The sequence below is a fragment of the Vibrio sp. EA2 genome (genome assembly GCF_033042495.1).
Lineage (GTDB): Bacteria > Pseudomonadota > Gammaproteobacteria > Enterobacterales > Vibrionaceae > Vibrio.
The window spans coordinates 784,389-797,754 of the sequence record NZ_JAWLID010000001.1 but is presented as its reverse complement, the minus strand read 5'-3'; the positions used below and the strand labels follow the sequence as shown (position 1 = coordinate 797,754).

The window sequence follows — 13,366 nt, the reverse complement described above, 5'->3', positions numbered from 1 at the left end:
GTCGAGAGAGCATTTTACGGTTTATTGGATTGCGAAATTTCTTGCTCTGCTTTCGCTACCACAGTGCAGCCTTTAGCAAATGAGTCTGGGTTGAGCGAAATCGAATCGATGCCGCAAGAGACAAGAAACTCAGCAAATTCCGGGTGATCAGAAGGTGCTTGCCCACAGATACCGACTTTGCATCCTTTGCTGTGTGCGACATGGATGACTTGCTCAATCAGGCTTTTAACCGCGTCATCTCGGGCATCAAACATCGGTTTCAGTTCTGCTGAGTCGCGGTCAATGCCGAGCACTAGTTGAGTTAAGTCGTTACTACCGATAGAGAAGCCATCAAATCGCTCTGCAAATCGGTCGGCAAGAATAACATTAGATGGTATCTCGCACATTACATAGACTTGCAGCCCGTTTTCTCCTCGTTTAAGCCCCGCTTCCGCCATTACTTCCAGCACTTTGTCGGCTTCACTGACGGTACGACAGAATGGGATCATCACGATGATGTTATCGAATCCTATCTCTTCTCTGGCTTTTAAGATCGCCTTACATTCAAGCTGAAACGCTTCTTTGTAACGAGGATGGTAGTAACGAGAGGCTCCGCGTAAACCCAGCATCGGGTTCTCTTCATGAAGCTCAAAGAAATCCCCGCCGAGTAAGCCACGATATTCATTCGATTTGAAATCAGACATACGCACAATCACCGGTTTAGGATATTGGCTTGAGGCTATTTTGCTGACGCCAAGCGCAAGGTTATCGACGAAATAATCCGCCAGTGTGTCGAAGCCTTCACAACGCGCACGAATTTCGTTTTCGACCTCGGGATCGGTGATTTGTTCTGGATGTAACAGTGCCATAGGGTGCAGCCCAATATGGCTGGAGATAATAAACTCGATGCGGGTTAACCCAATGCCGGCAGTCGGCAGTTGCCACCAGTGGAAAATACCATCGGGCATGGCGGCATTAATCATGATTTTCGTTTTAGTCGACGGTAACGCTTTAAGGTCGATCTCTTGCGTGGTGTAACTAACTTCACCTTCATAAACCTGACCAACCGCACCTTGGGCACAACTCAGGGTCACCAGTTGTCCTGAGTTGAGTTTTTCTGTCGCGTGTTCGGTGCCGACAATCGCAGGAACTTTAAGCTCGCGACTGACAATCGCCGCATGGCTGGTTGGCCCACCTGAGTCGGTTATGATACCAGCCGCTTTGCGCATTAATGGTACCCAGTCAGGATCGGTTCGTTCAGTCACCAGAATTGCCCCTTCAGGAAATGAGTCTATATCATCAGGAGAAAGTACTGTGTAGGTTTGACCGACGGCGACTGCGCCACCGACACTGGCGCCTTCAAGCAGCACAGGCGCGTTGGTTTTTTCTAGTTTGTAGTTGACCAACAGAGCCGCATCTCTGTGGGATTCCACGGTCTCAGGCCTTGCCTGAACCATATACAATTGCTGGGTTTGGGTATCTTTGGCCCATTCCATGTCCATAGGGCAGCCATAATGGTGTTCTATGATCACGGCCCATTTGCTCAGTTGCAGTATTTCATCATCATTCAGTACCAGCTGATTGCGTTCTTCGTTGCTGGTTGGCAGGGTAATGGTTGGTTGAGTGACGTTCCCCGGTTCATTGAACTGCATTTTTTCCAGTTTGTTACCAAGCTGTTTTTCAATGATTGGACGTTTGTCTGATTGTTCAAGCAGCGGTTTATAGACCATAAAGCGATCCGGTGTAACCGAGCCCTTAACAATGGTTTCACCTAGTCCCCAACTACCATTAATCATCACTACGTCCGGGAAGCCGTTTTCGGTATCCAGGCTGAACATCACGCCTGCGCATTGTGACTCGATCATCTGTTGCACACCAACGGATAAAGCAACTTGTTGGTGTTCGAAGCCTTGTTCTTGACGATAAACAATAGCGCGGTCGGTATAAAGTGAGGCGAAACACTGCTTACAAGCCTCGAGCACTTGTTGATCACCACGAATGTTCAGATAGCTTTCTTGCTGGCCAGCAAAACTGGCTTCAGGGAGATCTTCTGCGGTGGCGGAGCTACGCACTGCGACCGATGCACAAGAGACGCCTATTTGTTCACATAAGGCGTGGTATGCATCTAAGATGGCGCTCTCTTGCTCAGGGGTAAAGTGTGCTTGGCTGATCAAGGCGCGTATGTTTTTGCCGGCTTCCGCTAGACTGATCTCTTCTCGATTCATTCGGTTAAGAAACTCGCCAATCGGATCGTTCAGTTCATTTTGTGCTAGAAAGTCGCGGAAGAATTGTGCGCTGGTGGCAAAGCCGTCGGGAACCCGAATGCCACTTGCACCTAGCTGGCTGAGCATTTCACCTAAACTGGCATTTTTGCCTCCGACGAGGCTGACATCTGTTTTATGAAGCTGTTGATATTGATATATCAACGGTTGTGCGTTTTGTGTAGACATAGTCAGCGTCCTTTATTCGTTTTTAAGGGGCTGTCTGCCGTCATTGTCGCGATAATGCTGCGCTTACTGACACCTTTCTTGCAGATAGCTTTTTAATTGGTTGTAACTGCGTACCTTGGTGTAGTCTCCTTCCGGAATACTGACGCCGGTACTCTTTTTCAGAGATGCAAGGAGATTAAGAAAGTCCATCGAATCGAGATCGCACTCTTCACGTAGATCTTCATCCAGGTCGATTTCGTCCATTTCAATTTCCGGCGCGATGTGTTTTATCGCTTCGGCAATCGTGGTTGGTATATTGATATTGCTCATAAAGCCTCCGGATGTTGAAGTTGCTTCGCCAATGCTTGCAGAAAACGAGCTCCTGTGACGCCGTCACTTACACGATGGTCAGCGGCGAGTGTCACCGTCATGATTTCGCCAATTTCTATTTGGTTCTCTTTGATTACCGGAGCCTGACGTTGGCGGCCAAGTCCAATGATGGCTACCTGAGGTGGGTAAATCACACCAGTAATACTATCGGCACCTCGTTCCCCGATACTGGTTACCGTTATGGTGGTTTGGCTAATCTCGGAGCTGCGAAGTCGCCCGCGTCGGCTACGTTCGGCTAAATCCCGTAGCGCATCCATAGTTTGATCCACGGATAACTGGTCCGCATTGAGAATGCCCGGAATGACTAAACCGCCTTCTCGCAGGCTGATGGTATTGCCTATATTCACCGCCGTAGAAGGGGTGAAGTGACCATCTTGATAAAATCCATTGAGAGCAGGGAATTTGACAAGCTGGCGGGCGATGGCGTTGAGAATGACTGCGGGTAGCAAAAGCCGTTGCTCTGGTTCACGCTGTTGATTCTGTTCTGCCAGCCAGGTTTGTACTTTAGTCAGGTCAATATCCAGCGCGAGATAATAGTGGGGGATCTCTTTTTTCGAGCGACTCATGGCATCACTGATGGCTTGCCGCATTGGTGACACGTTTTGTCGCTCCGTTGTTACTTTATCAGCAGCTGCCACTGTTGGTGAGTCACTATCTTTTGGTAAGTCTCGTAGGAGAACGGCACCATATGGACCACTGCCGGTAAGTGTCGACAGTTCAATTCCTGATAGATGCACAGTTTTTCTTGCGACTGGCGATGCGTATTGCCGTTGGTGGCCTTCAGAAGTAGAGTTGATGCGTTTTAATAGCTCATCAGTTGTTACGATGTCACTTCCTGTCGCAGATTCTGTCTCTGAAAGTCGAGCGGTTTTAGGGGCAAGGTAAGGTGGTAACTCTTCAGTTTCTGGTTTGGCTACAGGCTGCAATACTTCTGCTGTCGTTGAGGCGGCTTGTGTGTGCTCAATAGCACTGGAAACGGGTGTGTCGCTTTCCATTCGAGCCATAACACTACCAACCGGTAGTTTGATGTCCGGCTCTATCAGAAGCTCGGTAATGGTGCCGGTATGGTAAGACTCCATGTCTATCGCACCTTTGCTGGTCTCAATGATCGCAATGATGTCTCCTTTTTCTACGTGGTCGCCCGGCTTTATTTGCCATTCCATCAGTGTACCATCGCGCATGTCGGCACCAAGAGCAGGCATGGTGATATCAATTAAGGAGTCATCGTGGTTACTGTTTCCCATGAGCGGATTCTCCTCATTTTTCCTGCCAATCGGGCGTCATTAATGCTGCCTTTGCAGCGCTCACGATTTTGTCCACTTGTGGAATGGCGGCTTGTTCTAAATGGTGAGGGTAAGGTATTGGCACTTCTTGTGTACAAACCCTACCGACAGGCGCATCCAGTTGCCAAAAAGCGTTTTCCATGATGACTGCACTGACTTCACCCGCCAGACTGCCGGTATACCAACCTTCATCAATGATGACGGCACGATGAGTCTTCGAAACACTGGCAATGATGGTGTCGGTATCCAACGGTCTGAGTGAACGAAGATCAACCACTTCAGCGTCTATGCCTTCTGTCTCAAGTTGATAAGCCGCTTGTAGGGCCTTACCAAGGCTGCCGCCATAGGTAATAAGTGTGACGTCTTTACCATCCCGACGAACCAACGCTTTGTCCATCGGTGCATCAGGTGTTTCTGTAATCTGACCTTCTTCATTGAGTAGCATTACGTGTTCAAAAATGATCACGGGATCGGGGTCTGAAATCGCCTGACTGAGCATATAGCAAGCATCATTATGAGTTGCCGGGCTAAGTACTTTTAGGCCGGGAACGTGAGCGTAGAAGTTCTCCCAACTGTGAGAATGTTGTGCGGCGAGTTGTTTGCCTGCGCCACAAGCCATACGAATAACAACCGGGACGTTAAACTGACCTCCAGACATATGCAGCAGAGTCGCGGCGGTATTAATGATCTGATCCATCGCCAGTAAGCTAAAGTTAACGGTCATGACCTCGACGATAGGGCGCATGCCACCAAGTGCGGCACCAACACCTACGCCGACAAATCCCGACTCACAAAGCGGCGTATCAATGATTCGATCTGGGCCGAATTGTTCAAGCAGTCCCTTACTGACGGCGTAACAACCACCATAACGTCCGACGTCTTCACCCATGAGAAAAGATCGAGGTTCATTATTCAGTACGTCGCTAATTCCTGCGCGCAGTGCTTCGCGATAGGTCACTTTGTCGGGAGCCTGGCTACAAGGTAGCGGTTCAGGTGTTTGTTGGTTTTCGGGGCTATGGACAAAACGAGTCAGTTGTTCTTCTGGCTCTAGTTCACCACTTTCTGAGAAAGCGATGGCTTCACTGATTTCTTCAGCAATTTTCGCTTCTATATCAGCTAGCTCTTGATCCTGAAAGTGGCTGTTTTTCTGTAGCCAATGGATGAGTTGTTTAACGGGGCCTTTTTCTTCCCATAGGGCAACTTCACTTTTATCCCGATATAATTGCGTATCGAAACTTGAGTGCCCACGGAAGCGGTAAGTCTGACACTCGATAAGATATGGCTTTTTCTGATCTCGGACATAATCAACGGCTTCACCGGCGGCCGCTTCTACGTCAACCACATTCATGCCATCAACTTGGGTGGACTCAATACCGTAACTTTTGGCTTTTTGAGAGATATTGGTGTTCGACTCAGAGAGTGCAAGCGCCGTCCCCATTGCGTAACGATTGTTTTCACAGATGAACAAAACCGGGAGCTGCCAGAGTGCCGCGAGGTTAAGGCTCTCATGAAACTCACCTTCGGCAACGGCACCCTCACCAAAAAAACACACCGCAATAGCATCTCGCTGCATTTTTTTGTTCGCAAGCGCCAGACCGGTCGCAAGAGGCAGACCTCCGCCGACAATGGCGTTACCACCGTAGAATTGCAGATTCTTATCGAACAGGTGCATAGAGCCGCCACGACCGCGACTGCAACCGTTGGTTCGACCGTACATTTCAGCGAGTACGCTGCCCATACTCATCCCTCTGGCAAGGGCGTGTCCGTGTTCTCGATAGGTTGCGACGACTTGATCATCGTTATTGAGTGTCGACATCACTCCAACGGCGATGGCTTCTTCACCAATATAAAGATGGAGAAAACCACGAATCTTTTCCAGTGCGTAAAGCTCAGCGCACTTTTCTTCAAAACGACGAATACGGAGCATCTGTTCTAACTGCTTGAGCAAATGTTCACGATTGATATGGAGTCTCTTGTTCATTGTTCATCACTCTCCAAAGTCGAAATATCGCCTTCAGGCAAGCCAAGTTCTCGTGCTTTAAGTAAACGGCGCATGATCTTGCCACTGCGTGTTTTTGGCAGGTTAGTGCGAAATACGATTTCTTTCGGCGCTACTGCTGCACCAAGACGTTTACGAGCTAAACCAAGCAGCGATTGTTTAAGTTCCTCGTCCGCAGTCACATTTGGTTTAAGCGCGACAAAGGCTTTGACGATTTGGCCTGCAACGGGATCGGGCACGCCAATAACCCCAGCTTCTGCAACTGCAGGGTGCTCCATTAGGGCGCTCTCAACTTCGAAAGGACCAATCAAGTGGCCAGAAGACTTGATCAGGTCATCCTTACGACCAACGAACCAGAAGTAGCCGTCTTCATCTTTCATCGCCAAATCGCCACTTAGATACCATTCGCCATTGAAGCAGGACTGGTATTTTTCTTCTTGATTTAAATAGCCGCGAAACATAGAAGGCCAGCCGGATTTGAGAGCTAGCTCACCGACCTGCATCGGCTCGGTCTCCAGACGTAAAGAGCCATCATCGTTAGTGTTGACAATATCAGCTTCAATACCGGGTAGGGGTTTGCCCATCGAGCCTGGTTTGACTGGCCTTGAAGGGACATTCGCAATCATGATGCCGCCAGTTTCTGTCTGCCACCAGTTATCATGAAATGGCATACCAAAGACTTTTTCACCCCATTCCACTGCCTCCGGATTAAGCGGCTCACCGACACTGGCCATAAAGCGTAAATGTGACAAATCGAATTGCTTAGGCAGATCTTCACCAATTTTCATTAGCATTCGTATCGCGGTCGGCGCGGTATACCAGACGGTGACTTTTTGATCCTGCAAGATCTGATACCAACGCTCGGCATCAAATTCAGCCTCATCAATAATCATGGTCACCCCAAGACAAAGCGGGGCGATGATGCCGTACGTTGTCCCTGTTACCCAGCCCGGGTCAGCCGTACACCAATAGATGTCATCAGGCTTAAGATCCAACGCATAAAAGGCCGAGTGAATATGATGCTCTACCGCCTGATGAACATGAATCACCCCTTTTGGTTTACCCGTTGTGCCACTGGTAAAGTGAAGGAGCGCCATGTCTTCGGACTGTGTCGGCTCGCATTGGTGTTCGGGGTTAGTATCCACCATTAACTCGTGATAGTCATAACATCCGGGCTCGTCATCAAGGCTGCCATCAATCAGTATTATGGCTTTAATGTGCGTTAGCTCCCGCCACCAACTTTTGAGTTTTTTACGATATAAGCTGCGAGTGGTAATGACGACGTTGGCCACGCCGATTTCCATTCGCGAACGAATAGGTTCGGGTCCGAACGCAGAAAAAAGAGGGGTGAACACACAACCTGCTTTTAGGGTTCCTATCGCCGCTATATAAAGTTCTGGCCTGCGGCCTGCAAGGCTGAATACGCGACTACCCCGTGGTATGTCGAGCTTCGATAATAGATCAGCAAAACGGTTGGTTTGCTCGGTAAGATCGCGATAACTGAAATCAATAACTTCATTGTCTTTACTGATCCAACGAATAGCCAATTTATCTTGTTCCGGTTGATTAGCGTGACGATCCAGCGCTTCATAACCTATGTTCAGACCACCAGAGCTCAGCCCTTTAAGTGGAGGAGGGGAAAGTAATGCTTTGTGAGGTTCTATTTGCAGGTTGGCATTGTCCGCCAGCGTTTGGTGAAAAATTGTTTTAACCATAATTTGGCATCCCGCACAAAAGTGAACGATTTCCTGATTAGGGAAATAGACCTGCTAAAAGTATGGTTTATCGTGGTGGGTTTGTCACCGGGTAATTAAGTTTTTACTAATGTTTTGAGCTAGCCCAATTCTCTGCGTAATAGCTGTATAAAACTGGGCCAGTCGGCATGCCAGTTCCAAATTTAATCTATACTGTGAGGAATATAAATAATTAACAAAACAGTCACCAATGAATAACATTATTGGTGTGTTCATAACGCTAACCATCATCCCATTGATTTTGCTTCCTAAACCTTTTCAATAAAGGAGTCAGATCATGAGAAAGTTCACAAGAAAATTATTAGTTGCTGCGAGTTTGTTGCCATTGTTTATGTTTAGTTCGAATGTGTTAGCTTGCAGTACTACGCCTTTTATCGGATCTATGTGTGTGTTTGCGGGAAACTTTGCTCCTCGCGGCTGGGCTTTTGCTCACGGACAGCTTTTGCCCATCGCCCAATATAGTGCTTTATTCTCTATTGTAGGAACGACATATGGTGGCGATGGACGTACAACGTTTGCTTTACCAGATACCCGAGGTCGTACACTCATTGGTTGGGGTCATGGACCCGGGCTGAGCAATTATCAGTTAGGCCAGCGTGGTGGTTCTGAAACCGTAGCGTTAGAGGAGGAGCAATTGCCATCCCACTCTCATACAGCGACGACGTTGATGTCTGGAGATATAGATATTGACGGAGTGATAAACCTGCATGTATTTGGTGGTAAGCCAAATACGAAAAGCGCGGCAGGTAACTCACTTGCAGGGCTGAAATACGCTTCTGATGCTCCTGACGTTATGATGAGCCCTGATTCCGTTACTTTCAGTTTGGTGGCGGCAAACAACTTTACCGCTTCGACAACAGTATCAGGTACTGGTGGGAGTCAGGCTCATGAAAATCGTATGCCATACATCGCTGTAAGCTGGATCATTGCGCTTCAGGGTTATTTCCCATCGAGAAATTAACTGAATGTACAACATTTTTAATGACAGCCAGTTACGACTTGCTTTGCTCGTTTGTAGTCTGGCTTACTCATCTGCAAATTTAGCAGAAAATGAAAACAATTTGCTGGCCAAGGGATATGAGTCTCTTGCTCGTGGTGATTATGTTCAGTCGTTTGAAATCTTTACACAATTAGCCAAACAAAACTCGGCTGAAGCTAACTTTGTCTCAGCACTTTTCTACAAGCATGGTTGGGGTGACATAGACAAAGATCCAGCCAAATCTTGTGAATTCTTTGCTTCTGCCGCAGAAAAAGGTATCCCCGTTGCTCAACAAGAGTATGGTTTTTGTGTAATGCAGAACCATGCGGTAGGTTTAAATGAACAGCCTGGTGATTGGTTTAAGTTGGCCTATGAGAGTGGCGTTTACGAGGCTGCCTGTGACTTAGGGCGTTTGTACCTTGGCACTGTCTGGCAAGAACGAAATTTGCCACTCGCCGTACAATGGTGTCAGAAAGCGGCGGAGCGGAGCGCCGTCAACGCTCAGGTCACGTTAGGCGATATCTATATATCTCATTCAGAAGTCTTCGATTTAGAGAGAGTGGAATTTTGGTACACGCAGGCGATAAATAATGGCTCTGGGGAAGCGGCTTATAAGCTGGCAAGCCTTTATCTTAAAGTTGTAGGCGTGAAGAGTGGAGCCGAAAACGCCAATAATAAGGCACTGTATTTAATGGAACTTGCCTCATCTCGCCACATCGAAAAAGCTTATGAACCGACGGCAAAAATGTACTGGAGTAAGTTACACAATAGCGGTAAATCTAGCTCTGAAAAAGTGAGATCTGAACTGTTAGCTAAAAGCTATGTATGGGCAAAAGCAGCACATCAAGTGAACTCGACTGATGATGCCGCCCGATTCTTGGGAGAAATTGAAAAGGAGTTACCAGCACAGTGGAAGGAGGAGTTAGATTTTCAAGTACAAGAGTTTTATGAAAATCGTCGGCCGTAGTGTAGAGTAAGACGGAAAGTCCGCGACTTAAGCCACAGACATTTCCGCCTATAGATCGTTAAGTGATCATTATGATTGCGAACGCTGCATATGTGCTCTTATCACCTCAACTGCCATGTTATGGTCCTCTTCTGACGGTAATCCAGACACCGTGATCACACCAACTAGTCCACTTCCTTTGATACGAATAGGGAAGGCACCGCCATGGGCACAGTATTCTTTGGCATCTATGTGAGGCTGACTGTCAAAGTCGCGTTGCTTAGATTCGTTGTAATGCCCCAGATAATGAGAGCTGTGACCAAAGCGCAGAACAGATTGACGTTTGCGCTTCGCCCAGTCTTGCTTGTCTTTAGTACTGCCTTCCATTGCGTAACTAAACAGCACTTGCTCGAAGGCGTACACTTCAATAAACACGGTAGCCGATCGTTCCTCCGCCGCCGATTTCAATGCGCAGCCTAATTCCCATGCAGTGCCATGATTAAAATGATCTAACTGTAAGTCCGTTTCTTGATCTAATAGCTCTGATAAAATGTCTTTACTCATTTCCTTGTTCTCACACACTCTTTATTGGTAATTTTTGACCCAAGCGGCTGCTTTCCATCGCCAATTCAATCAGCTTGATGTTCCATAAGGCGTCTTCAGCGGAAACTGGTGGAGCCGTATTATTGCGAATTGCGTCCGCCATTTGTAAGAAGTAATGCTGATAGCCACCTTGTTCGGTGACTACAGCTTCTCGGTTATCGGCATTATAAAAGTAGCCATAGTCGTCGGGTGTTTCATCTGCCCAGCTCGGTTCGATTGGTGAAATACCTTCAATTAAACGTGGCTCTTGCGGATCTAACCCGAGTTTTTCAAAACTGCCGCCTGTACCTTTCAGGGTGAAACGCTTATTCGGCCCGGCACTGAATAGATCGCCGTGAACGATGGCCAAATGATTAGGATAGTGCATAACAACATCAAAATAATCAACGTTGGTCGAGCCTTCACGCATCATCTTACATTCAGCGCTGATCGCATCAGGAAGACCGAATAGTTCAAGTGCCTGATCAATTAAATGCGAGCCCAGGTCAAACAAAATGCCCCCACCATCTGTCGCCTGTTCACGCCAGCGCTGACGAACCTCTGGTCGAAAACGGTCAAAGTGAGATTCAAAATGCCTTAACTCGCCAATGCGTTTTTCTTCTATTAATTTTTTAACGGTTAAGAAGTCACCATCCCAACGACGGTTATGATAAACACTTAGAATGAGGCCTTTTTCTTTCGCCAGCGCAATAAGTGCTTCACCATCCGACACATTGGTCACGAATGGCTTTTCAATGATCACGTGTTTGCCATTTTCAAGGGCTTGCTTAGCGAGATCAAAGTGGACATCGTTTGGTGCTGTAATGATGACCAGTTCTGCATCCGAACTTGAGAGTAAATCCGACGCCGATGCATAGTGCTGTGCAGTTGGCCAGTCTTTGGTTACCGCTTCACCATTACTGGTGCTGATGGCGACAAGATCAAATTCATCTAATGCGCTAACGAATGGAATATGGAAGGTTTTTGCTGAAAATCCATATCCGATTACCGCGGTCTTTATTGGTGAAAAAGTCATAATATCTAACTCTCTGCTTGTGGGTAGAGAAGGCTCTACATCTCTGATTTGGCATAACGTGATTGAATGAGCATTGTTTGATTATCATCACGTTGCTTTAAAAACACTTATAAACAGTGCACAAATGCTTACCATTTTGCGCATTAATACTCAAATGTCTCATATTTACTTACGTATTTTCAAGTTAAAACCGAGGTTTCTGATCGATGATGATGAATTAATCAATGTAACTGTAAGTGTTTATACGTGTTTTTAAGTGTTTAACTGATAAGAATCAGTTACACTAAATTCGATCAAAACAAGGTGTAACTATTAATGACGCAAGACGAACGTTTGATTGAGATTGAAGCTCATATAAAAAATCACGGTAAAATCACCATAGACGAGATTTGCCACAAGTATGACATTTCTTACGATTCTGCGCGGCGCGATCTGGTTAAGCTGTCCAACCATCCGGGCATATTACGCATTAGAGGCGGCGCAATTCTGGATGATAAAAAGGTGACGATTTCCTTTAATCAGCGATCGAAATCCAACCCGATTAAACAAAACTTGGCTGCATTTGGGGCATCACTTGTCAAAGAACACGACATTGTATTTTTAGACGCTGGCACCACTTGCGCTGCACTGGCTCATTACCTCGAAGAGCCTTGCAGCGTGATAACAAACTCTCTAGAAGCACTAGGTGAGCTGAGTGATAAGTCTGGTATTAAAAAGTGCGTGCTTGGAGGAACGTTTGATGACTTTTCTCATGCCATACTTGGCGATATGACCACACAACAGATCAAGAAATATCAGGCAAATAAAGCATTTATTGGTGTGAGCGCTTTATCTGACTCGGGTATAACGACGGACTTGGAAACCGATGCCAACCTAAAGCTAGCAATGGCGAGCCAATCAACTCAGGTGATCTGTATCGCTGAAGATAGTAAGTTTAATACGCAGCTGATGTTTCAATCCTGTTCATGGTCAGAGATCGATTTTGTCATCACCAACCGTCGACCACCAGAGCATATAGCGAGGAAAATGGAAGACCATGGTGTTGAGCTTATTGTCGTGGATGTAGAGTCGGACAATAAAACTGGTCATGATCCAGAATAAAAAGAAGATTAGCAGTAGAGCAAATTAAAAAAGCGCCCAAAATCGTGACATTGTCACAAGGGCGCTTAAATACTTTCGAACACTTAGCTTTCAAATGAAAGTATGTCACCAAACGCTGATTTCCAGTCTTTATCAAATTGATCGACAGCGGGCTGCACGGCAGGGTGAGAGAACATCTGCGCCGCCACATCCACTGGCAGAGTGATCGCTTCGATACCTAACATCATCACTTCCATCGCTTGCTGTGTGTTCTTGAAACTTGCCGCTAAAATTTTTGTCGGAAGTTGGTTGTGATCGAGCAATAATTGCAGGTCGGCAACGACTTCGACACCATTACCATTCATTGCATCAATGCGGTTCACGTAAGGGGCTAAGTAATCTGCACCGCAAAGTGCCGCGAGAAAACCTTGCTGTGCGGAGTATATAGCCGTCGCTAGTACCTGAATTCCCTCTTGCTTCATTAACCTAATCGCCGCCAGTCCTGTCTCTGTTGCTGGCACTTTAACAACCATGTCGTAAGGTAATTCGTTAATTTGACGGGCTTCCTCAACCATACCTTCTACCGTTGTGCTAACGACTTGTGCATGGAAGCGAGGAGAGCCACCCAAAGCTTGATGCATGTTCTTTAGGGTTTCATTTAGCCCCTGTTTTGATTTTGCCAGAATACTCGGGTTTGTCGTCACGCCTTTTAGCGGCAGGCATTGGGCAAAGCGTGTTACTTCTGCGACATCAGCTGTATCTAAATAGAGTTCAATCATAAGGTTTACCTTAAACAAATTCTTTGTTTTGTTGATGGAGTCACTATATATCCGTCTATCGACAAAGATCTTGATTTCGATCAATTGTGTTTTCAAATGAAAGTATAATATTTTCATTAAATGAAAGTTA

At 46.7% G+C, this 13,366-nt stretch carries 11 protein-coding genes; 3 read left to right on the top strand and 8 right to left on the bottom strand.

Annotation, left to right across the window (positions count from 1 at the left end; genetic code table 11):
* Positions 1-14: 14 nt before the first annotated feature.
* From ppsA to acsA, 5 genes are all read right to left on the bottom strand, one after another.
* Complete coding sequence (gene ppsA, locus RXX31_RS03550; RefSeq protein WP_317587728.1) at positions 15-2,429, bottom strand: phosphoenolpyruvate synthase; 2,415 nt, start codon at positions 2,427-2,429, stop codon at positions 15-17.
* Positions 2,430-2,492: 63 nt separating this feature from the next.
* Positions 2,493-2,738 carry an acyl carrier protein gene (locus RXX31_RS03545; RefSeq protein WP_317587727.1) on the bottom strand — a complete coding sequence of 82 codons (246 nt, stop codon included), beginning with the start codon at positions 2,736-2,738 and terminating at the stop codon, positions 2,493-2,495.
* Positions 2,735-4,042: a dihydrolipoamide acetyltransferase family protein gene (locus RXX31_RS03540; RefSeq protein ID WP_317587726.1), complete on the bottom strand. Its 1,308-nt coding sequence runs from the start codon at positions 4,040-4,042 to the stop codon at positions 2,735-2,737. The genes RXX31_RS03545 and RXX31_RS03540 overlap by 4 nt, the downstream gene beginning before the upstream one ends.
* A gap of 13 nt (positions 4,043-4,055) precedes the next feature.
* Positions 4,056-6,062: a pyruvate dehydrogenase (acetyl-transferring) E1 component subunit alpha gene (gene pdhA / locus RXX31_RS03535; RefSeq protein ID WP_317587725.1), complete on the bottom strand. Its 2,007-nt coding sequence runs from the start codon at positions 6,060-6,062 to the stop codon at positions 4,056-4,058.
* Positions 6,059-7,795 (bottom strand): acetate--CoA ligase, encoded by a 1,737-nt coding sequence (gene acsA, locus RXX31_RS03530; RefSeq protein WP_317587724.1) that lies wholly within the window; start codon positions 7,793-7,795, stop codon positions 6,059-6,061. Before acsA ends, pdhA begins: the two co-directional genes overlap by 4 nt.
* A gap of 316 nt (positions 7,796-8,111) precedes the next feature.
* Here acsA and RXX31_RS03525 point away from each other — a divergent pair, with 316 nt between their 5' ends.
* The gene (locus tag RXX31_RS03525; protein ID WP_317587723.1) at positions 8,112-8,795 is read left to right on the top strand and encodes a phage tail protein; all 684 of its coding nucleotides are present in this window, start codon (positions 8,112-8,114) and stop codon (positions 8,793-8,795) included.
* A gap of 4 nt (positions 8,796-8,799) precedes the next feature.
* Positions 8,800-9,780 carry a tetratricopeptide repeat protein gene (locus tag RXX31_RS03520; protein ID WP_317587722.1) on the top strand — a complete coding sequence of 327 codons (981 nt, stop codon included), beginning with the start codon at positions 8,800-8,802 and terminating at the stop codon, positions 9,778-9,780.
* A gap of 69 nt (positions 9,781-9,849) precedes the next feature.
* On the opposite strand, the gene RXX31_RS03515 is transcribed toward RXX31_RS03520, so the two are convergent.
* The gene (locus RXX31_RS03515; protein ID WP_317587721.1) at positions 9,850-10,323 is read right to left on the bottom strand and encodes a heme-degrading domain-containing protein; all 474 of its coding nucleotides are present in this window, start codon (positions 10,321-10,323) and stop codon (positions 9,850-9,852) included.
* Between the two features lie 10 nt (positions 10,324-10,333).
* Positions 10,334-11,377: an oxidoreductase gene (locus RXX31_RS03510; RefSeq protein WP_317587720.1), complete on the bottom strand. Its 1,044-nt coding sequence runs from the start codon at positions 11,375-11,377 to the stop codon at positions 10,334-10,336.
* A gap of 315 nt (positions 11,378-11,692) precedes the next feature.
* On the opposite strand from RXX31_RS03510, the gene RXX31_RS03505 reads away from it, so the two are divergent.
* Positions 11,693-12,478, top strand: coding sequence for a DeoR/GlpR family DNA-binding transcription regulator (locus RXX31_RS03505; protein WP_317587719.1), 786 nt, complete (start codon positions 11,693-11,695; stop codon positions 12,476-12,478).
* 83 nt (positions 12,479-12,561) lie between these two features.
* On the opposite strand, the gene RXX31_RS03500 is transcribed toward RXX31_RS03505, so the two are convergent.
* Complete coding sequence (locus tag RXX31_RS03500; protein ID WP_317587718.1) at positions 12,562-13,236, bottom strand: fructose-6-phosphate aldolase; 675 nt, start codon at positions 13,234-13,236, stop codon at positions 12,562-12,564.
* Positions 13,237-13,366: the final 130 nt, after the last annotated feature.

Coding starts and splice junctions, on each gene's coding strand:
- RXX31_RS03545 (WP_317587727.1), bottom strand. CDS start 2,738: ATGAGCAATATCAATATACCAACCACGATTGCCGAAGCGATAAAACAC.
- RXX31_RS03520 (WP_317587722.1), top strand. CDS start 8,800: ATGTACAACATTTTTAATGACAGCCAGTTACGACTTGCTTTGCTCGTT.
- RXX31_RS03505 (WP_317587719.1), top strand. CDS start 11,693: ATGACGCAAGACGAACGTTTGATTGAGATTGAAGCTCATATAAAAAAT.
- RXX31_RS03525 (WP_317587723.1), top strand. CDS start 8,112: ATGAGAAAGTTCACAAGAAAATTATTAGTTGCTGCGAGTTTGTTGCCA.
- RXX31_RS03500 (WP_317587718.1), bottom strand. CDS start 13,236: ATGATTGAACTCTATTTAGATACAGCTGATGTCGCAGAAGTAACACGC.
- RXX31_RS03515 (WP_317587721.1), bottom strand. CDS start 10,323: ATGAGTAAAGACATTTTATCAGAGCTATTAGATCAAGAAACGGACTTA.
- ppsA (WP_317587728.1), bottom strand. CDS start 2,429: ATGTCTACACAAAACGCACAACCGTTGATATATCAATATCAACAGCTT.
- RXX31_RS03540 (WP_317587726.1), bottom strand. CDS start 4,042: ATGGGAAACAGTAACCACGATGACTCCTTAATTGATATCACCATGCCT.
- acsA (WP_317587724.1), bottom strand. CDS start 7,795: ATGGTTAAAACAATTTTTCACCAAACGCTGGCGGACAATGCCAACCTG.
- RXX31_RS03510 (WP_317587720.1), bottom strand. CDS start 11,377: ATGACTTTTTCACCAATAAAGACCGCGGTAATCGGATATGGATTTTCA.
- pdhA (WP_317587725.1), bottom strand. CDS start 6,062: ATGAACAAGAGACTCCATATCAATCGTGAACATTTGCTCAAGCAGTTA.